20 protein-coding genes, 2 other RNA genes and 1 riboswitch are annotated in these 18,193 nt (G+C 61.8%); all 22 genes read right to left on the reverse strand.

What is annotated here, in order from left to right:
- Positions 1-42 precede the first annotated feature (42 nt).
- Entirely contained in the window at positions 43-1,221 is a 1,179-nt protein-coding gene (locus tag HJY11_RS02160; protein WP_208074422.1) for a metal-dependent hydrolase family protein, read from the reverse strand.
- Between the two features lie 251 nt (positions 1,222-1,472).
- A complete protein-coding gene (locus HJY11_RS02165) occupies positions 1,473-2,228 on the reverse strand; it encodes an ABC transporter ATP-binding protein (protein ID WP_208074423.1) in 756 nt (251 codons plus the stop codon).
- Between the two features lie 11 nt (positions 2,229-2,239).
- Positions 2,240-3,241, reverse strand: coding sequence for an ABC transporter substrate-binding protein (locus HJY11_RS02170; RefSeq protein WP_208074424.1), 1,002 nt, complete (start codon positions 3,239-3,241; stop codon positions 2,240-2,242).
- Positions 3,242-3,262: 21 nt separating this feature from the next.
- Positions 3,263-4,033: an ABC transporter permease gene (locus tag HJY11_RS02175; protein ID WP_208074425.1), complete on the reverse strand. Its 771-nt coding sequence runs from the start codon at positions 4,031-4,033 to the stop codon at positions 3,263-3,265.
- Positions 4,002-4,310, reverse strand: coding sequence for a thiamine-binding protein (locus tag HJY11_RS02180; RefSeq protein ID WP_208074426.1), 309 nt, complete (start codon positions 4,308-4,310; stop codon positions 4,002-4,004). The genes HJY11_RS02175 and HJY11_RS02180 overlap by 32 nt, the downstream gene beginning before the upstream one ends.
- Before the next feature lie 74 nt (positions 4,311-4,384).
- Positions 4,385-4,494, reverse strand: a riboswitch (TPP riboswitch).
- A 70-nt stretch (positions 4,495-4,564) separates the two neighbouring features.
- The gene (locus HJY11_RS02185; protein WP_208074427.1) at positions 4,565-5,287 is read right to left on the reverse strand and encodes an amino acid ABC transporter ATP-binding protein; all 723 of its coding nucleotides are present in this window, start codon (positions 5,285-5,287) and stop codon (positions 4,565-4,567) included.
- Positions 5,274-5,948 carry an amino acid ABC transporter permease gene (locus HJY11_RS02190; protein ID WP_368041522.1) on the reverse strand — a complete coding sequence of 225 codons (675 nt, stop codon included), beginning with the start codon at positions 5,946-5,948 and terminating at the stop codon, positions 5,274-5,276. The genes HJY11_RS02185 and HJY11_RS02190 overlap by 14 nt, the downstream gene beginning before the upstream one ends.
- Before the next feature lie 111 nt (positions 5,949-6,059).
- The gene (locus tag HJY11_RS02195) at positions 6,060-6,935 is read right to left on the reverse strand and encodes a transporter substrate-binding domain-containing protein (RefSeq protein ID WP_208074428.1); all 876 of its coding nucleotides are present in this window, start codon (positions 6,933-6,935) and stop codon (positions 6,060-6,062) included.
- A gap of 189 nt (positions 6,936-7,124) precedes the next feature.
- Positions 7,125-8,702, reverse strand: a complete 1,578-nt coding sequence (cimA, locus tag HJY11_RS02200; protein ID WP_208074429.1) for a citramalate synthase — start codon at positions 8,700-8,702, stop codon at positions 7,125-7,127.
- A 183-nt stretch (positions 8,703-8,885) separates the two neighbouring features.
- Positions 8,886-10,058, reverse strand: a complete 1,173-nt coding sequence (locus HJY11_RS02205; RefSeq protein WP_208074430.1) for an AI-2E family transporter — start codon at positions 10,056-10,058, stop codon at positions 8,886-8,888.
- A 147-nt stretch (positions 10,059-10,205) separates the two neighbouring features.
- Positions 10,206-10,538, reverse strand: a complete 333-nt coding sequence (gene trxA, locus HJY11_RS02210) for a thioredoxin (RefSeq protein WP_243764092.1) — start codon at positions 10,536-10,538, stop codon at positions 10,206-10,208.
- A 13-nt stretch (positions 10,539-10,551) separates the two neighbouring features.
- Positions 10,552-11,865 (reverse strand): redoxin domain-containing protein, encoded by a 1,314-nt coding sequence (locus HJY11_RS02215; RefSeq protein WP_208074431.1) that lies wholly within the window; start codon positions 11,863-11,865, stop codon positions 10,552-10,554.
- 129 nt (positions 11,866-11,994) lie between these two features.
- The gene (locus HJY11_RS02220; RefSeq protein WP_208074432.1) at positions 11,995-12,414 is read right to left on the reverse strand and encodes an RrF2 family transcriptional regulator; all 420 of its coding nucleotides are present in this window, start codon (positions 12,412-12,414) and stop codon (positions 11,995-11,997) included.
- 3 nt (positions 12,415-12,417) lie between these two features.
- Positions 12,418-12,840 carry a rhodanese-like domain-containing protein gene (locus HJY11_RS02225; protein ID WP_208074433.1) on the reverse strand — a complete coding sequence of 141 codons (423 nt, stop codon included), beginning with the start codon at positions 12,838-12,840 and terminating at the stop codon, positions 12,418-12,420.
- A 234-nt stretch (positions 12,841-13,074) separates the two neighbouring features.
- Entirely contained in the window at positions 13,075-13,380 is a 306-nt protein-coding gene (locus HJY11_RS02230) for a DUF6809 family protein (RefSeq protein WP_208074434.1), read from the reverse strand.
- Between the two features lie 360 nt (positions 13,381-13,740).
- Positions 13,741-14,089: a transfer-messenger RNA gene (gene ssrA / locus HJY11_RS02235) on the reverse strand.
- 43 nt (positions 14,090-14,132) lie between these two features.
- A complete protein-coding gene (smpB, locus tag HJY11_RS02240) occupies positions 14,133-14,600 on the reverse strand; it encodes an SsrA-binding protein SmpB (RefSeq protein WP_021659421.1) in 468 nt (155 codons plus the stop codon).
- A 95-nt stretch (positions 14,601-14,695) separates the two neighbouring features.
- Positions 14,696-15,295: a recombination mediator RecR gene (gene recR, locus HJY11_RS02245; RefSeq protein WP_021659422.1), complete on the reverse strand. Its 600-nt coding sequence runs from the start codon at positions 15,293-15,295 to the stop codon at positions 14,696-14,698.
- Between the two features lie 3 nt (positions 15,296-15,298).
- Positions 15,299-15,646, reverse strand: a complete 348-nt coding sequence (locus HJY11_RS02250) for a YbaB/EbfC family nucleoid-associated protein (protein ID WP_044992516.1) — start codon at positions 15,644-15,646, stop codon at positions 15,299-15,301.
- A 50-nt stretch (positions 15,647-15,696) separates the two neighbouring features.
- The gene (gene dnaX / locus HJY11_RS02255) at positions 15,697-17,388 is read right to left on the reverse strand and encodes a DNA polymerase III subunit gamma/tau (RefSeq protein WP_208074435.1); all 1,692 of its coding nucleotides are present in this window, start codon (positions 17,386-17,388) and stop codon (positions 15,697-15,699) included.
- A gap of 51 nt (positions 17,389-17,439) precedes the next feature.
- Positions 17,440-17,539, reverse strand: an RNA gene (gene ffs, locus HJY11_RS02260) — signal recognition particle sRNA small type.
- Positions 17,540-17,933: 394 nt separating this feature from the next.
- Positions 17,934-18,193 (reverse strand): hypothetical protein (locus tag HJY11_RS02265; protein WP_208074436.1); only part of this gene is annotated, 260 nt, incomplete at its 5' end.

An 18,193-nucleotide genomic window follows, 5' to 3' on the forward strand; every position in this document is an offset into this window, starting at 1 on the left:
AAATGGTTTTCCAGGCCTTTTCGCGCTCTTGGCAAAAACGTTCTACGCCCGGTAGACGACCTCGCCGTTTTTGATGGTCATCACGCAGTTGAGGGCGGCTTCGATGTTTTCCACCGGGTTCTCGGCAAAGACCGCCAGATGGGCCTTTTTGCCCGGGGCGATGCTGCCCAGGCTGTCCTCCACCGAGCAGAGTTCGGCAGCATTGATGGTGCCGGTGCGGATGGCCTCCATGGGGGTCATGCCCGCCTTCACCATCAACACCATCTCGTAAGCGGTCATGTCATGGCTGTTGAAGGGGGTACCCGCGTCGGTGCCCAGGGCGATCTTGACCCCGGCCTCGTGGGCGCGGCGGAAGGTGTCCAGGTGGGCCTCCACCGCATTTTCGGCCTTGCGCACCACGTAGTCGGCAATCCCCGCCTCGGTGCCCTTGACCACGATCCAGTGCACCGCCGCCAGGGTGGGCACGTAGTAGACGCCGTGCTCCTTCATGTAGTCAAAGCACCAGTCGTCCATAAAAAAGCCGTGCTCGATGGAGTCGACCCCCGCCCGCAGGGCGTTTTTGATGCCGGTCATCCCCTGGGCGTGGGTGCAGGTCTTGGCCCCCACCTTGTGGGCCTCCTCAATGGCGGCCCGCAGCTCATCCTCGCCCAGCTGGGGGGAACCCGGCTCCACCCCTTTGGTCATGACGCCGCCGGTGGCCATCACCTTGACCCAGTCGGCCCCCGCCTTGAGCTGCTCTCTGGCGGCCTTGCGGCAGTCATCGGGTCCATCTGCCTCCCGCCCCATGGACCAGCCGTGTCCGCCGGTCATACAGATGCACTTGCCCGAGACCTGCATGTCCGGGGCGAGGATTTTGCCGGCCTTGGCCTCGTCGCGGATGTCCACATCGATGTAGTGGATGCCGCCCACATCCCGGATGAAGGTGACCCCCGACTGGATGTGCATCTTCAGCTGCTCCAGGGAGAACATGGTGACCTGGGCGTCGGTCTCGGTGTAGGTGGGGTTGGCCACCGGCGCCAGGTTCATATGGGTGTGGCAGTTGAAGAGCCCCGGCAGGACGGTGGCGCCTTTGAGGTCGATCACCTCTGCTCCCTCGGGGGGCTGTAGGGATGCGCCCACCTCTTTGATGAGCCCGTCCTCCACCAAAATACTGCTGCCGGTGAGAACCGTTCCGGCCTCCACATCCACAATGTTGCCGCCGGTGATAAAGGTCTGTTTCACTTGCAAAGCCCTCCTTCTTTTTTCTTTTGAGATGGGCCTATTATACTCCATTTCCGGCTGATTTTAAAGGTGGAAAGCGATGAAATTTTCGCTTTCCCGCAGCCGATGAAGGGCGCGCACTTCAGAAAGCGCCCCATCGCAGGGATAAGCGCCCGCAAAAAAGAGCGAAGGGCGGCGCACAGGGCAAACCCAAAACAGCCCGCCTGGACGGCGGGCTGCTGGACGTGGATTTGGTGTGGAAAAGGCGATCCCTATTCCCCTTCCACCGACTGGCGGATGAAGTGGAGGATGCGCAGCTTGGTCTCCCGAAACTCGTCGGTGAGGGGAAAGTCGGCGTCCCGCCTACCGCTGCAGTGCACCGGCAGCTCCAGCCCAATCTCCCCGGGAGCGCCGGTGAGGATATAGATGCGGTCAGAGAGGAGGATCGCCTCGTCAATGTCGTGGGTGATGAAGAGGGTGGAGGAGCGAACGGCCTCCATCACCTGCAAATACCAGCTGTGAATCTGCGACTTGGTGATGGCGTCCAGGGCGCCAAAGGGCTCGTCCAACAGCATCATCTTGCTGGAAAAGAGGTAGGCGCGCAGAAAGGCGGCCCGCTGCCGCATCCCCCCTGAAAGCTGGTTGGGGTATTGGTTCTCGCATCCCGCCAGGCCAAACTGCGCAAAGTAGGGGCGCACTCGCTCCCGGGCTTCCTTCCGGCCCACGCCCTGCAGCCGCAGGGGGACGCAGACGTTTTGCAGCACCGTCTGAAAGGGGAGGAGCAGGTCCTTTTGCTGCATGTAGCTGACCACCCCGGTGCGGCCGGTGATGTCGGCCCCGTCCAGGGTCACCCGGCCGCTGTCGGCCGGCTCCAGCCCGGAGAGGACGTTGAAGAGGGTGGTCTTGCCGATCCCGCTGACCCCCAGCAGGCAGACGATCTCCCCCTCCTCCACCCGCAGGTCGATGTCGCGGATGATGGTGCGCCCGTCATAGGACTTGGTGATTTTTTCGGCTTTAAAAAAAGACATGGCGCTTCCCCTCACTGGGCGGGCAGGTAGTCGTTGGTAAAGCCCTCGGTGCGGATGTCCCTGTCCACCAGGCCCTTCTCCTCCATCCACGCAAAGAAGCGCGCCCAGCGCTCCGGATCAAAGGTGCCCCAGTGGGGCTTGTCTCCCTGGTACTGGTCAGCCAACCACTTCTGACTCTCGATGGCGATCTCCTCGTCGATCTCGGGGGCGTGCTTGACCAGGATTTTGGCCGCGTCCTCCGGGTTTTCCATGGCGTACTGGTACCCCTTGGCGGTGGCGGCCAAAAAGGCCCTGGCCTGGTCGGGGTGCTCCTGCAAAAAGGCGTTGCTGGAGGCCAGGAGGGGGGTGTACTCGTCAAAGGCGGGGTTTAAATCCCTCATGTTCATGTAGTCAAAGTCCATCCCCTTGACCTTGCAGGCGACCCCGTCCCAGGCATAAAAGATCCAGGCGGCGTCGATGTCGGTGTTCAGGGCGGTGATCAGGTCGGTGGCGCTGTTGGGGATCATCTTCACCTTGTCGTAGTCCCCCCCGTCGGCGGACATGATGTCGGTGAGGGTGGCCTTTTCAAAAGGGCTGTCCCAGGCGGCATAGCGCTTTCCTTCCAGGTCTTTGGGGGAGCGGATGCCGGTCTCTTTCAGGGAGATGATGCCCGAGGTATTGTGGTCGATGATGGAGGCCACAGCGGTCACCGGCAGCGGGCTGTCTGAAGCGAGGGCGGCGGCAATCTGCTCCTGTACGCTGACGGCGAACTGGGCCTTGCCGCCGGCCAGCAGGGAGAGGGCGCCGTCCTCGGGGGGCTGCTGGATGCTCACCTTGAGACCCGCCTCCTCGTAATACCCCTTTTCCAGGGCCACATACATACCGGTGTGGTTGGTGTTGGGCACCCAGTCCAGCACCACGGTGATGTCGGTCAGACCGCTCTCCTCGCCGGAATCGTCCTTTTTGCACCCGCTCATGGGCAGGGCGCACAGGGTGAGGGCCAGCAGAACGGCCAGGCACTTTTTCATCTTCATCTCTTCTTTTCTCCTCTATTTTCAAGACTTCTGTTTTTGGTTGTAGGGCATTGCCTTCTTCTCCGCCCAGCCCACCAGCTTGAGCAGCAGCAGGCTGATGATGCTCACCAAAAAGATGACGGCGAACATCTTGTCAAAGGCATAGGACTTGCGCACCCGGGTCATGTAGACGCCCAGGCCCCCCTCGCCCCCCAGCCACTCGGCCACCACCGCGCCCACAATGGAGTAGGAGGCGGCGATGCGAAAGCCCGAGAAGAAGTGGGGCAGCGCCGAGGGGATTTTCACCTGCCACAAAATCTGCCACTTGGAGGCGCCCATGGAGGTGAAGAGGCGGATCACGTCCCGGTCCACCGCGGCAAAACCCGAGAGCAGACCGATGACCGTGGGAAAAAAGCAGACGATGACGATCAGCAGCACCTTGGGGGTGAGCCCGTAGCCAAACCAGAGCACCAGCAGCGGGGCGATGGCGATGGAGGGGACTGTCTGGGTGAGCACCAGCAGCGGGTAGACCGAGCGGTGCAAAAAGAGAAAGCGGTCCATCAGCACCGCCAGCACAAAGGCCAGGGCGGTGCTGCAAAAAAGCCCCAGAAAGGACTCCCAAAGGGAGATGCGGGCGTGGTTCATCAACAGCCCGAAGTCCTTGACAAAGGCCCGCGCCACCGCCCAGGGGGAGGGCAGCATATACCCCGGTAAAACGCCGAAGTAGGAGATGCCGCTCCAGATGGCCAACAGCAGGGCGATGAGCACAAAGGGGTAGAGTTTACTGGTGATGTTTCGTGACCTTTTTGTCAATGGACCACACCCCCACATTCGGATTGTAGGCGATCTTCACGTAGGAGCTGACCCCCGGCGCGCCGGCGCGGATACAGATTTTCTGGCACTCCTTGACCATCTCCATCAACTGGTCGAAGGGGCCCTCCACCGTGGTCTCAAAGGGACCCACAAAGACCGGCAGGCCGCTGGATTTCAGGTAGGCGATGACCTCGTCCACCACGCGGATGACCTCTTCTCCCTCCACCTTGGGCAGGACCTGGATGGCAATGCTGCACTCCGGCTGTTTTTCACTCATCTTTTCTTCCTCCTTCTTTTGACGCAGCGCAAAAAAGGCTGCACGGGCGCGCACCCGTACAGCCTTGGCAGTCTGTTCCCTTGCTGACAAATCCCTACGCCGGCATTATCCGTACAGGTTCGCGGGTCAGGGCAGGTCACTGCCCAATCTCAGCCGGTTTACGCCAGCCCCCCGTTTGACTATTTGTTTTTGATAGCGACTTCATCATACCCCAGCGCTTGGGGTTTGTCAATTTCTTTTTTGCCTGCCCCCGCTCAAAGGACCTTGGAGAGAAAGTCGATGGTGCGGGGGTTTTGGGGGTTGCCGAAAAGCTCCTCTGGGCTGCCCTGTTCCACAATGACCCCGTCGTCCATAAAGAGGATGCGATCCCCCATCTCCCGAGCAAAGCCCATCTCGTGGGTGACCACCACCATGGTCATCCCCTCCTGGGCCAGCTGTTTCATCACCGCCAGCACCTCCCCCACCATTTCCGGGTCAAGCGCCGAGGTGGGCTCGTCAAAGAGCATCACATCCGGGTCCATGGCCAGGGCGCGGGCGATGGCCACCCGCTGTTTCTGCCCGCCCGAAAGGGAGTTCGGGTAGCTGTCGGCCTTGTCTGAAAGGCCCACCATCTCCAGCAGTTCAAGCCCCCGCTTCCTGGCGGCTGCCGGCTTTTGGCCCTTGACTTTGATGGGGGCCATGGTCACGTTTTGCAGCACCGTCTTGTGGGGAAAGAGGTTGAACTGCTGAAAGACCATCCCCATCTTCTCCCGCAGTTTGTCCTCGTCAAAGCGCTTGCCGGTGATCTCCTGCCCCTCAAAGACAATGGTTCCCGAGGTGGGGCGCTCCAACAGGTTGAGGCAGCGCAGGAAGGTGGATTTGCCCGAGCCGGAGGGGCCGATGACCACCACCACCTCGCCCTTTTCCACCGTTTCGGAGATGCCCTTGAGCACCCCGTTTTCGCCGAAGGATTTGTACAGATTTTTAACGGTTATCACTGACTTTGTACCTCCTCTCCACCCAGAGCATCAGCCGCCCCAGGGTAAAGGTCAAAACGAAGTAGAAGGCGGCGGCCACCAGCAGGGGCTCCAGGGGCAGGAAGGTGGCGCCGGAGATGTTTTTCGAGGTGAAGAGCAGCTCCGCCACCCCGATGACCGAGGCCATAGAGGAATTTTTGATGACCCCCACAAACTCGTTGCCGATGGCCGGCAGGATATTCTTGACCGCCTGGGGCATCACCACCAGCCACATGGCCTTGCGGCGGCTCATCCCCAGGCTGCGGGCGGCCTCCATCTGGCCCCGGTCCACCGCCTCGATCCCGGCGCGGACCACCTCGCAGATGTAGACGCTGGCGTTCATGACAATGGCGATCACCGCCGCCTGAAAGGAGGTGAAGTTGAAACCCAGGGCGATCTTGCTGCCCGAGTAGACGATGATCATCAAAAGCAACATGGGCACGCAGCGCATCACCTCGATAAAGGCCGAGGCGAGGAGGGCCAGGGGGCGAAACTTTTTATACCCCAGCCGGGAGGTCTTGAGAAAGTAGAGCAGCACCCCCAGCAGGGTGGCAAAGAGGATCGAGACAAGGGAGAGCTTCAAAGTCATCCAAAGGCTGGAAAAGTAGCTGGCCTTGTACCCGCTCCAAAAACTAAAATTCACGGTGACATCTTCCTCTCTGGCCCCTCTCCCGCCAGGGCGGGGCCGACCGGTATTTCGGCAAAGGAAAACGGGCGGCTTGGCTCGCCCGTTTTTTCTCTGCGGTGTGGGGTGCTATTCCTCGCTGTCGGCGTTCTGCGCCGCCAGGGCGCAGGCCTCGTCCACCAGCTTTTCCATCTGGCCGTCGGCTTTCAGTCGGGCGATGGTCTTGTTGATCTCGGCCGTCAGGCTCTCCTCCCCCTTGGGGATGGCCACGGCGGTGGAGTCCTCGTCAGGGTTTTCGCTGGGGAAGGCACAGTTTGGATTGATGACCAAATCCGGGTTGGAGATGACCATGGTGCGGCAGACGGTGTCGTCGGTGATGATGCCGTCGATCTGCCCGGCCTTGAGGGACATGAGCAGGGTGTTCATGCTGCCGATGTAGGTCACCTGGGTGCCCTGGGGCTCCAAGTTGTTCTGGGCGTATACCTGTTGGGTGGAGGACATTTGAATGCCGATTTTGTTGTCGGCCAACTCGGCCACGCTGTCCATCCCCGCAGTGTTTTTCTTGTTCATCAAGAGGAGGTTTTTTCCGGTGTAGTAGGGGTCGGAGAAGTCCACCTGCTGGCGGCGCTTCTCGGTGGTGGCGAGGCCGGAGATCAGCACGTCGCACTGCCCGGCGTTGAGGGCGCTGATGAGCCCCTCAAACTCCATCTCCTTGATTTCCAGCTCGACGCCCAGGTCGCTGGCAATGGCCTTGGCCAGCTCGACGTCGAACCCGGAGACTGTGTCCTTGCCGTCCACGATGGCGTGGAATTCATAGGGGGCGAATTCCGCGTTCATTCCCACAACGATCTTGCCTTTGGCTTTGATCTGGGCCAGCAGATCCTGCCCCTCTCCCTTTGAGGAGGCGTCGCTCGCCGCCGCGCCGCAGCCGGTAAAGGTGGCCAGCGCCATCAGCGCCGCCAGGGCGATGCCCAAAACTTGCTTCACTCGATTCATCTGTTTCATCTGTGATTCCCCCTATTGGTTTCATCGTGTCGGCGTCTCCGCCTTGTTGCTTTATTATAGTAGCATAGTAGCGTGCTAAAGTCAACAGCAAAAACAACTGCGCCCCCTGTTTTGGCAATTCCACCAGAAGGCGCAAACAATCGATTTAATTCTGTACATCTTTTCCAGTTTTGGCCGGCAGATGGAGGGTCATAGGATGCCGTCATCCCGGAGGAGCTTGTACTCCAGCGAATCCACCTGGGCGCGCAGGGAGGCACGGATGATGTCGTGGGAGACCCCCACTGTGGTCCAGACATTTTCGCCGTCGGTGGACTCGATGAGCACCCGCACCCGGGAGGCCGAGTTGGCGCTTTGCTCCACCACACGCACCTTGTAGTCGGTCAGTCGCACCCGGGCGATGGCGGGGTAAAACCGAGTCACCGCCTTGCGCACGGCGTTGTCCAAGGCGTTGACTGGGCCCCTTCCCTCGTCGGCGGTCATCTCGTACTGGTCCCCCACCCGCACCTTGCAGATGGCCGAGGAGGTGCTGAACACCCCCGACTCCTGTTCGCTGAAGATGCGGTAGAGCTCCAGTTTAAAGTGGGGGCGGTGCATTCCCAGGTGCTTGAGGATCAGCACCTGCAAGCTGGCCTCGGCCGACTCGTACTGGTAGCCCCGCAACTCCCTGGCCTTCACATCCTCCAGCACCTCGGCAATCTCGGGGGCATCGGGGGGCACGGTGGGGTCGACCTTGCGGATGCTGTGGTAGAGCACCGCCTTCCCCCCCACCTCGCTGATGAGGATGTGGCGCTTGTTGCCCACCATGTCGGGGGAGATGTGCTCAAAGGTGCGGCTGTTCTTGTGCACGGCGTCCACGTGCATCCCCGCCTTGTGGGAGAAGGCGCCGCCCCCCACATAGGGCATGCTGTCGGGCAGGGTGAGGTTGGCCACGTCGGAGATGATGCGGGCGGTCTTGGTCAGGCGGGCCATCTGCCCCTTCTCCACGCAGGGGTATCCCATCTTCAGCTGCAGGGTGGGGAGCACCGTCGAGAGGTTGGCGTTGCCGCAGCGCTCGCCAAAGCCCACATAGGTGCCCTGCACCATCCGCGCCCCGCCCTCCACCGCCGCCAGGCTGGCCGCCACGGCACAGCCGATGTCGTTGTGGCAGTGGATGCCCACCGGGCAGCCCAGTTCTCGGCAGACCTGCTGGGTCGCCCGGCGGACGTCGCTGGGAAGGGTGGCCCCGTTGGTGTCGCAGAGGACGACCCAGTCGGCCCCGGCGTCCCGGGCGGCGCGGACGGTCTCCATAGCGTAGCGGGGGTTTTGGCGGTAGCCGTCGAAGAAGTGCTCGGCGTCGTAGAGGACCTCTTTCCCCTGCGCCTTTAGGTAGGCGACGGTCTCCCCGATCATCCGCAGATTTTCCTCCAGGGTGGTCTTGAGCACGTCCTTGACGTGGAGGTCCCAGCTCTTGCCGAAGATGCAGACCGCCGGGGTCCCCGCCTCGCAGAGGGCGGCGATCCCCCGGTCCTCCTGCGGGGCGAGGGATTTGCGGCAGGTGGCGCCGAAGGCCACCAGCTTGCTGTGTTCCAGGGGAATCTGCCGCGCCCGCTCAAAAAAGAGCAGGTCCTTGGGCCCGGAAGAGGGGTTGCCCGCCTCGATATAGGGGATCCCCTGCCGATCCAAAGCCCGCAAAATCTCCACCTTATCCTCCACCGAAAAAGAGATATTTTTCCCCTGCGCGCCGTCGCGCATGGTGGAATCCAACAGCCAGACCCGCTCTCTCTCCACTGCAAAACGCCCCTTCTGTCCAAGGCCCGCACGGCCCTTTTCTCCAGGCGCTTTTGGTGTGGACCCCACCGGACCCAAGCGCCCCTTTCCCTGTTAGTTTACAAGCTGCCCGCCCCCCTGTCAACCGGCGCAAAAAAGCGGGCCACCCCTCTGCCAAAAGGGCGGCCCGCCGGGCGGGGACAGTCACACGGCCCTCTCTTCAGGCGGCCAAACCTCCTCCCCCGCAGGGGTGAGATCCCGGCGCCGCAATCGCCGGCCGACAAACTCGCCGAAGAGGGTGTAGAGCACCGAGAAGGCGGGCACGGCCAAAAACATCCCCAGGGGGCCGAAGAGGCCGCCCCCCACCACGATGGACAGCATCACCCAGAAGGGGGAGAGACCGATGGACTGACCCAGGATGCGGGGGCAGATAAAGTTGCCGTCGATCTGTTGCAGACAGACGATGAAGAGGACAAACCACAGGCATTTGACCGGGTCGGCAATGAGGATGATGATCCCCGAAGGCACCCCGCCCAAAAAGGGGCCGAACACCGGAATGACATTGGTGCAGCCCACCACCACACTCACCAGCGGCGCATAAGGGATCTTGAGCAGGGAGGTGCCGATGAAGCAGAGCACCCCCACCAGCAGCGAGTCGGCGATCTGCCCGGTGAGAAAGCCGCCAAAGGTGCGGTGGGCCAGCGTGCCTACCCGCAGCGCGCCGTCTACCCGCCGCCGCGAAAAGAGGGCGTAGAGGACCCGCTTGCACTGGGAGCAAAACCGCTCTTTGTTATAGAGTAGGTAGACCGAGGCCACCAGTGCCAGCAACGCCTTGACCAAAAAGCCCCCCACCGACATCGACCAGCCCACCAGTTTGGGCAGGGCGGCCTGCAAAAAGTCGATGGCCTTGTCCCAAATCCCCTCCCAGGACTGAAGGACGCCGGCAATTCGGTCCGGGCCGATGCCGTATTCGGCCAGCACCCGCTGCAAAAAGGCGCTTCCCTGGTCGATGAGATCGCCACTCTGGGCGATGAGACTGCGGATGCTGGCGGCGAGTTGGGGAATGATCAGGGCGATCAGGGCGGCGATCAGCCCCAGAAAGAGCAGGTAGACGATCCCCACCGACGCCGCGCGGCGGGCGCGCCGGCTCTTGATGCCGCAGAGCCAGCGCCGCTCGATCCACCCGAGGGGCTTGGCCAACAAATAGGCAATGCCAAAAGCCGCCAAAAAGGGGGCCAGCAACCCCAGCGCCGCCCCTGCGGCCCGCGAGATCTCCCCCAAGTGGGAGAAAAAGGCGTAGAGCAGGACCCCCGCCAGCACAATGAGCAGGTTGGGCAGCGCCCTGCGAAATATTCGCCTGGCCTCTCTGTGTTCCATCCCCTCTTCCCCCTCTCTCTTCTCTGCCTATTAGTATACACGAATCCCCCACCGTCCAGCGCGCTTTTTTCTGAATATTTTATGACTTCTCCACCCAAAAAGGCGCCCCGCTCCCCCCGTGGGGCGCGGGACGCCTTTCAGCGCTGTTTAACGGTGCTTTTCGATGAGGGCGAGAACCGCCTCCTTGCCTTGAAAGCCGACGCTGGTGGCCGCTGCCCGGCCGCCTTTGACCAACAGCAAGGTGGGGATGCTCATCACCTGGTAGCGCACCGCCAGGCCGGGCTGCTCATCCACATTGACCTTGCAGACCTTCACCCCGGTGGGCGGGTCGGCCGCAATCTCGTCGACGATGGGGGAAAACATCTGGCAGGGGCCGCACCAGGGGGCCCAAAAGTCGATGACCGCCAGGCCGCCATAGCGCCCGACCTCCGCTTCAAAATTGGCTTCTGTCAACGCCAGTGGTTCCATTTGCAAACGCATCCTTTCTCCTCCCTCAAGATCGGCCGCTGCCGTCGAGGGTCTGCTGTACAATCTGTTCCATCACCGAGCGGGTGAGCATCCCCGGCACATAGCCGAAGAGGTTGCCGTCCCGGTCGATCATGTAGGTGGTGGGGAAGGCGGTGATGCCGTAGCCGTTAAAGACCGCGCCGGTCTCGTCCATCACCACCGGGTAGTCATACCCGTTTTTCTGCAGGAAGGAGACGATCTCCTCCCGGCTGACGTCCTGGTTGCGGGGGTATTTGGCGCTCTTGGGGTTGGCGACCCCCAACACCACCACGTCGCCGCTGTTCTCGCCATACATTTCATAGAGGGCCTGCACGTCGGGCATCTCCCGCTGGCAAGGGCCGCACCAGGTGGCCCAGAAGTTGAGAAAGACCACCTTGCCCCTGTATTCCGACAGGGTGTGTGTCTCGCCGTTTTGATCCACCAGGGTAAAATCGGGGGCAGGGAAGACGCCAGTCTGTGACCCGCCCCCCTGGGATTGGCCGCCGCCGGACGAGGAAGCGCTTCCCTCCCCCGCCGTGCCGGCCGAGGAAGAGGCGCTCTGGGAGGCCCCATTTTGTTCGGTGCCGCCGGCGCCGATGCCCGAGAGATAGCCGGTGATGCCGTTTATCCAACCGGTGAACATCATCACCCCCATCAAAATCATCAGCGCGCCCCCCACCTTGACGGTGTAGCGGAGCCCCTTCTGGTGGCGCTTGAAAAAATTAAGGAGGCTGCTGGTGAAGAGCCCCACCCCCAAGAAGGGGAGAACAAAGCCCAGGGTGTAGACCCCCACCAGCCCAAAGCCCACCAGGGAGGAGCCGGCCGAAGAGGCCATCAGCAGCACCGAGGCCAGGGCCGGGCCCACGCAGGGGGTCCAGGCGAAGCTAAAGGTGAAGCCCAGCGCCAGGGCCACCAGGGGGCTCATGGCGAAGCGGTCCAGCCGGATGGGGAGGCGGTGTTCCCGGCGCAGCCCCTTGCCCCCGAAAAAGCCCAGCTGATAGAGGCCGAAGAGGATGACGATCAGCCCGCCGATGCGGGCAAAGAGCGCCCGGTTGCCGCTGAAAAACTTGCCCAGGGCCGTAAAACCAAAGCCCAACAGGAAGAAGGCGAAGCTGACCCCCAACACAAAAAAGAGGGTGTTCAGCAGCACAGTACTGCGCTTGTAGCGAATCTGCCCGTCGGGGCCGATCGATTTGGTCCCCCCCGCCAGATACCCCACGTAGAGGGGTACCAGGGGGAGGACACAGGGGGAGAAAAAGCTCAATAGCCCCTGCAAAAATACGGTGAAAACCGGCACGCCGGTCTCGATGGACAAGCCCATAAAGGACCTCCTTTACTCAAAAAATCGGCGCAGTCCGCCCTCAGGTAGAGCGGCAAACAGATCCCGAGCGCCGCCCCATGTGCCAACCCGGCCCGCAGAGGAAGGGCCCGCAGCCGGGAGAGCGCTCTGTCAAGGCCGCTTGCCGAATATTTTCTGGCCAATGGAGTGGATGGTGACCTTCTCCAGCCGCTCCTTGCAGCACTCGTCCAGTTCACTGTAGATGTCGTCCATGATTTTGCCCATGCCGGAAGCCACTAGGCAGGGCAGGTCGGTGTCCCCGCTGTGCCAGTTGGCCGAGACAAAGCAGCAGTCCAGTGCCTCGCCGATCTGGCGAAGGGTCACCTCCCCGTCATCCCGGTCAAAGAGGTAACCGCCGTCGGCCCCCTCCTTTGTCTCCACCAGACCCGCTTTTTTGAGCTTGGAGAGGACCTTTCGCACCCGGGCGGCGTTGGTGCAGATGTTCTGGGCCAACTCCTCGCTGGACAGGGTGCCACCCCGGTGGCTCAAATAGACCAGAGCGTGCACCGCCACATTGAATTCACTGGTCAAAATTCACACCTCCCCCCTGACAATCTCGTAGGGCCAGTCGATGATGCCGCCGAAATCGCACACCTGACGGTACCCCAACGCCGCCAACTGCTCGGCGGCGGCTTTGCTGCGCACCCCGCTGCGGCAGTAGATCAGCAGTTCTGCCTCGGTATCCGGCAGGGCGGCAGGCCGCTCGCCGCCGATGGTGTCCAGCGGCACCAGCACCGCGCCGGGGATGTGGCCCTCCCCGTACTCCTGGGCGGTGCGCACGTCCACCACCGTCGCTCCGCCGGCCTCCATCCGCTCCTTGGCCTCCTGCGGTGAAATCTTGTGGTACTCCCCCGCGGTTTTGGAGGCGGCCGCACCGCCCCCCGCCGCACCGCAACCGGTGAGGGCGAGCAGCGAACCCAACAGGGCGACTGCCAGCGCCGTTCCCTTTTTCTTCATCTCGACTCACTCCGAACTGTAATTTATTTTGTATCAGTTTATAACTGTTATTATATCAGTTTCAGTTCGGAATGCAACCCCCTTTCTGCATTTTTTGTGGCGGTGGAATCCCCCCCTTTTTCGCCAGGCAAGCGGGCGGCGCTGCCACCGTCCCATGTAAAAAGGAGGCCGGCGGAAAACTTCTCTCCGCCGGTCCCGTCTTATCCATTGTGCCTATTTAACAATTCGGAGAGATCAGCCAAGCTGCCTTTGGTGAAGCAGCGCCTCGCGGCCCTCCAATACCTCCAGCAAAAAGAGGGCGCCCAGAGTCACCCCACAGCGGAATGTCTCGCTCTGCTCCATGTCGTACCGGTCAATCCACAGCTGCTGCATCTCTTGTAGAGCGACGAACTCCTCCGGCGATAACCTGTCCTCCCACCAGTCCAGTCTCTCACCCAGGGCTTCCGCAGTCTGCCGGTAGGCATCACTGTAAGGGCTGATCTCATCTTGCGGGCAGAGCTCTCTGCGAAAAAGCTGTTCCAATAGTGTGTTGTTTGCCATCGCTCTTGTTCCCCTCTCGGTCGGTCGCCAACCCTTGAAAGAAACCGCCGCACATGATACCCTATTTGTGCTGCAAGCTGCTTTTGGGCGGCGAGCGGTTCTGGGGGAAGCGACTGCTTTGATGAAATGGGGGCCGCTTCCTCTCATTTTTTTGAGGGCATCCCTCACCAGGTATATCCCCTTGCGAACCACTTCAGAGCGGGTGGCACGGCCTATCGACACCGCGTTGCGCAGATACATTCAATCATTTTCTTAAAGCGCCCGTCACGGATGCTTTTATTTTTGTAAAAAGCGGGGCCCATGGGTGGGCCCAAAAAAGAAAAAAGCGCACAACAAATGGCTTTGTCATGCGCTTTTATTTGGTGGAGGCGACGAGAATCGAACTCGTGTCCGAAAACCGCTCCCCACGGGCATCTCCGAGTGCAGACCATCTTTTACATTCCCCGCCCCGCGCGCCGGTGGTCAGGCTCGCGGGCCAAGTATCCTCATATACCTGATACGCTACGAGGCCCTCGCGTATACATGTTCGCCACTAAAATGACACCCGAACGCGGTCCGTGGCCCCCCCGCGCCGGATGAGCGGCACTAGGCCGCTAAAGCGTAATCGTTGTTATCGACGTTTACTTTTAAGGTGCGGATTGTTGAGGCGGTCCCGCACCGCCACTCGCTTCCCGTGCTTCACGATCCCCGTCGAAACCATTGCGCCCCCTCATCAAAGCGCCCCTGCGGGCGCCTGGGTTTGCCGGCTTTTGTCAGCGGGTGCGCTCTTTGAGCGCCCGGTCGATCTGGCGCTTGGCGTCCCGCTCGGCGGCGGACGCCCGCTTGTCGTGCAGCTTTTTGCCCTTGCACAGGCCCAGCTGCACCTTGACCTTCGACCCCTTAAAGTATACCGAAATGGGGATCAAAGTCAACCCCTCCTGCTTGATTTGGCCCAGCAGGCGGTTGATCTCCCGCCGGTGGAGGAGGAGTTTTCGCTCCCGCACCGGGTCCCGGTTGAAGATATTTCCCTTTTCATAGGGGCTGATGTGCATCCCCAGCACGTAGACCTCGCCTTTGTAGATGTCGCACCAGCTGTCTTTGAGGTTGACTGCCCCCGCCCGCAGGGACTTGACCTCGGTCCCGGCCAGGGAGATTCCCGCTTCAATGCTCTCTAAAATAAAGTAGTCGTGGCGGGCTTTCTTGTTTTGAGCGATGGTCTTGATGGCCTCTTTGTTTCCCACGGGTCTCCCCTCCTTCTCCGGCCCCTCTCTGAAGAGGGTATGCCGTTTTGCTCTGTTTCATCCGCCCTGGGCAGGGCGCAGAACGATTTTTCCGATCAGAGTTCGCTGCGCCCCTCCAGCGCCCGGTAGAGGGTCACCTCGTCGGCGTATTCCAGCACCCCGCCCACCGGGATGCCATAGGCCAGCCGGGTCACCTTGATCCCCAGGGGCTTGATGAGCCGGGAGACATACATGGCGGTGGCTTCCCCTTCTACAGTGGGGGAGGTGGCCATGATGATCTCCTTGACCTCGCTGTTGTTGAGGCGGGCCAGCAGCTCCTTGATATAGAGTTTGTCCGGCCCGATCCCGTCAATGGGGGAGATGAGTCCCCCCAGGATGTGGTAGGTGCCGAAATACTCCTTGGTGCGCTCAAAGGCAAAGACATCCCGCGGGTCCTCCACCACGCAGATGGTGCTTCGGTCCCGCCCCTCGTCGGCGCAGACCGAGCAGACCTCGGTGTCCGACAGGTTCTGGCAGACCTTGCAGCGCTTGATCTCGCGGTGGGCCCGAACGATGGTCTCTGCAAACCTCTGGGCGTCTTCAGCGCTCATTCCCAGCACGTAAAACGCCAGCCGCTGCGCCGTCTTGCGGCCAATGCCGGGCAGCTTTTCAAACTGCTCGGACAGTTCGCTGAGGGCGTTGATGTTGTAGGACACGGCCTAGAAGGGCATTCCGGGCAGGCCGGCGGCCCCGCCGGTGACCTCTGCCATCCGGGAGGAGGCCTCGTCCTCCACCTTGCGAACCGCCTCGTTGACAGCCGCCATGATCAAATCCTGCAGCATCTCAATGTCGTCGGGATCCACCACCTCGGGCTTAATCTCCAGGGCGGTGAGCTCTTTTTTGCCGTTGATGGTGACTTCGATCATTCCGCCGCCGGCCGACACCTTGAACTCGCTCTCCTCGATCTCGTCCTGCACCTGGGCGATCCTCTCCTGCATTTCCTGGGCCTGTTTGATCATCTGGTTCATGTTCTTCGGGCCGTAGCCCTGGGGCAGTCTGGCTTTCATGGCGCTTGCACTCCTTTTTTCCATCTCGTCCGGCTGTCCGAAGCAGCCGCCTATTCCTTGATTGTCACGTCGATCCCCTGGGCCTGGGCCCGAGCGATGAGTTGGTCCAGCTTTTGGCTGCCCCCCTCTGTGGGCGCGGCCTCGCCCTCCGGCTCCCGGTAGGGACCGAGGCGGCAGGTCTTGCCGGTCACCTCGCTCACCGCCGCCCGGATGTCCGCCTTGGTGCGGGCGTTTTCCCGCATCATCTTCAAAAAGGTGGCGTTCTCCGAGGCGATAAGCACCAGATCGCCGGACAGGTAGGCCCGGGAATTGGCCAGGGCCGCGGCAGCCAGGCGGTTGTGGTTGGCCAGGGCCTCGAGCACCTGGGGCCACTCCGCCAGCGGCTGGGGGGCGGCTCCCACGGGCGGAGCAACAGCAGCTGGCCTTTGAGGAGCCGCTTCCGGAATCTGGGGCGAAGCTGGGGCAAGGACAGCCGGCTCCTGCCAGCCGGTGCCCTCCGCCGGAGGCGGGGCATCGGGGAGGGGGACCTCCTCTTCCCGCTCCTCCCGCACCGGTTCCGGGGCAGGGCGAGGGGCCGGTTTGGCCTGGGGGGCGGCGGACGGCTTGACCGCAGCCACCTTGATCGCGGTGACCTGCGGGGCCACCGGCTGATCTGCGGCTGCGGTGATCTCCACCAGCAGCATCTCCATGGCGATGCGGGGGGAGGCGGCCCGCCCCACCGCGTCGGCCCCCTTCATCAGCCTGGCCATCCAGCCCATCATCTCCCCCTGGGGGATGCGGGCGGCCTGCTCGACATAGCGCTGGCGGTCATCGGGAGGACAGAGGACCAGGGTGTCAAAATCCTCCATCACCTTGCAGAGCATCAAGTCCCGGCCATGGCTGAGCAGTTCCTGCGCCAGGCGGCCCATGTCCACCGAGTGGGCGAAGAGGTCGTCGAGCAGGGCGATCGCCCGGCCCAGGTCGCGGTCGAGCAGGCAGTCAAAGAGATCAAAGAGATAGCTCTTGTCGGCTACGCCGCAGAGATCCTTGACCATCTGCAAGCTCACCCGCTCGCCGGTGGAGGCGCACTTGTCCAGCAGGGAGAGGGCGTCGCGCATCCCGCCGTCGGCCAGTTTGGCCAACAGGAAGCGGGCGTCCTCGTCCAGCTGCACCCCTTCCCTCTCGGCGATGACCGCCAGCCGCCCGGCGATCTGCTCGGCGGTGATGCGGGCAAAGTCAAAGCGCTGGCAGCGGCTGAGGATGGTCACCGGCAGCTTGTGCAGCTCGGTGGTGGCCAGAATAAAGACCACGTGCTCCGGCGGTTCCTCCATGATCTTGAGCAGGGCGTTAAAGGCGCTGGGGGAGAGCATGTGCACCTCGTCGATGATGTAGACCCGCTTTTTGCAGCGGGTGGGAACGAAGTTGGCCTCCTCCCGCAGGGCGCGGATGTTGTCCACCCCGTTGTTGCTGGCGGCGTCCAGCTCCACCACATCGGTGATGGAGTCCTCGTCGATGCCGGTGCAGATGTCGCAGACCCCGCAGGGCTGGCCGTCCTTGACGTTGGGGCAGTTGATGGCCTTTGCCAAGATTTTGGAGCAGGTGGTCTTGCCGGTGCCCCGGGAGCCGGTAAAGAGGTAGGCGTGGGAGAGCTTTCCCGTCTCCACCTGGTTTTTGAGGGTGGTGACAATGGGCTCCTGCCCGATCACGTCGTCAAAGGTCAGGGGGCGGTATTTGCGGTAGAGAGCGCGGTAGATGGCGGCCACCTCCTTTTTTGAAAATAGCGCAAAAACAGGGCCCGTACACTGTGGTATGCGGACACACAGGTTGATCTGCGGCACACAAGACGACCCGCTTAATGCTGCTCGGTTCCCCGCCTGACATGGTTCACGGCGCCCTGTCGCACAGGACCCGCATATCCGCATACCAGAGTGCGCGTTTGCCCTGTTTCACAACGAAATAATTGTACCATATCCGCCCCCGGGTTGCAAGCAGAAATCCGTTTCCTTTCCCCCGATGCGGGCAGCGCTTTTCCGCCCCTGTGCGGCGGGGCAAAGCGGTGTCCCGGCCCGGCCGACTCGCGCAAGGGGGAAGGGGCCAAAACAGAAAAGAGGGCGGCAGGAGGGGCGCGCCCCCGCCCCGCAGCGCCTACTCCGCCATCGCCTCACGCCCCTGTCCTCCCCCGCTTTCAAAAACCAGCCCGCCCGGTTTTGAGGGGGAGAGAGCAGACCGCAACATTCGATGAGCCGGTCCACCCGGGTTTTCCCGAATTTGTACGCTCCGGCATCCGCCCGCTTTTGCGAAAGCAAAATCACCCACTTGAGTGGGCGAAGGACTGGTGTCGAAACTTCGTGGGATGGGGACCTAAATTTCCCCATAAACTTCCCTCCATGACACCTGCCCGCTTTTGCGAAAGCAAAATCGCCCACTTAAAGTGGGCGAAAGGCAGATGTCGAAACTTCGTGGGATGGGGACCTAAATTTTCCCATAAACTTCCCTCCATGACATCTGCCTGGTTTTGCGAAAGCAAAATCGCCCACTTAAAGTGGGCGAAAGGCAGATGTCGAAACT

The sequence above is a fragment of the Bittarella massiliensis (ex Durand et al. 2017) genome (assembly GCF_017566145.1).
GTDB classification, from domain to species: Bacteria; Bacillota; Clostridia; order Oscillospirales; family Ruminococcaceae; genus Bittarella; species Bittarella massiliensis_A.

What these genes read in the sequence shown, in the direction of transcription:
- HJY11_RS02165 (WP_208074423.1), bottom strand. Translation starts at nt 2,228, where the DNA reads ATGTCTTTTTTTAAAGCCGAAAAAATCACCAAGTCCTATGACGGGCGC.
- HJY11_RS02170 (WP_208074424.1), bottom strand. Translation starts at nt 3,241, where the DNA reads ATGAAGATGAAAAAGTGCCTGGCCGTTCTGCTGGCCCTCACCCTGTGC.
- HJY11_RS02180 (WP_208074426.1), bottom strand. Translation starts at nt 4,310, where the DNA reads ATGAGTGAAAAACAGCCGGAGTGCAGCATTGCCATCCAGGTCCTGCCC.
- HJY11_RS02195 (WP_208074428.1), bottom strand. Translation starts at nt 6,935, where the DNA reads ATGAAACAGATGAATCGAGTGAAGCAAGTTTTGGGCATCGCCCTGGCG.
- HJY11_RS02205 (WP_208074430.1), bottom strand. Translation starts at nt 10,058, where the DNA reads ATGGAACACAGAGAGGCCAGGCGAATATTTCGCAGGGCGCTGCCCAAC.
- trxA (WP_243764092.1), bottom strand. Translation starts at nt 10,538, where the DNA reads ATGCGTTTGCAAATGGAACCACTGGCGTTGACAGAAGCCAATTTTGAA.
- HJY11_RS02215 (WP_208074431.1), bottom strand. Translation starts at nt 11,865, where the DNA reads ATGGGCTTGTCCATCGAGACCGGCGTGCCGGTTTTCACCGTATTTTTG.
- HJY11_RS02225 (WP_208074433.1), bottom strand. Translation starts at nt 12,840, where the DNA reads ATGAAGAAAAAGGGAACGGCGCTGGCAGTCGCCCTGTTGGGTTCGCTG.
- HJY11_RS02230 (WP_208074434.1), bottom strand. Translation starts at nt 13,380, where the DNA reads ATGGCAAACAACACACTATTGGAACAGCTTTTTCGCAGAGAGCTCTGC.
- HJY11_RS02250 (WP_044992516.1), bottom strand. Translation starts at nt 15,646, where the DNA reads ATGAAAGCCAGACTGCCCCAGGGCTACGGCCCGAAGAACATGAACCAG.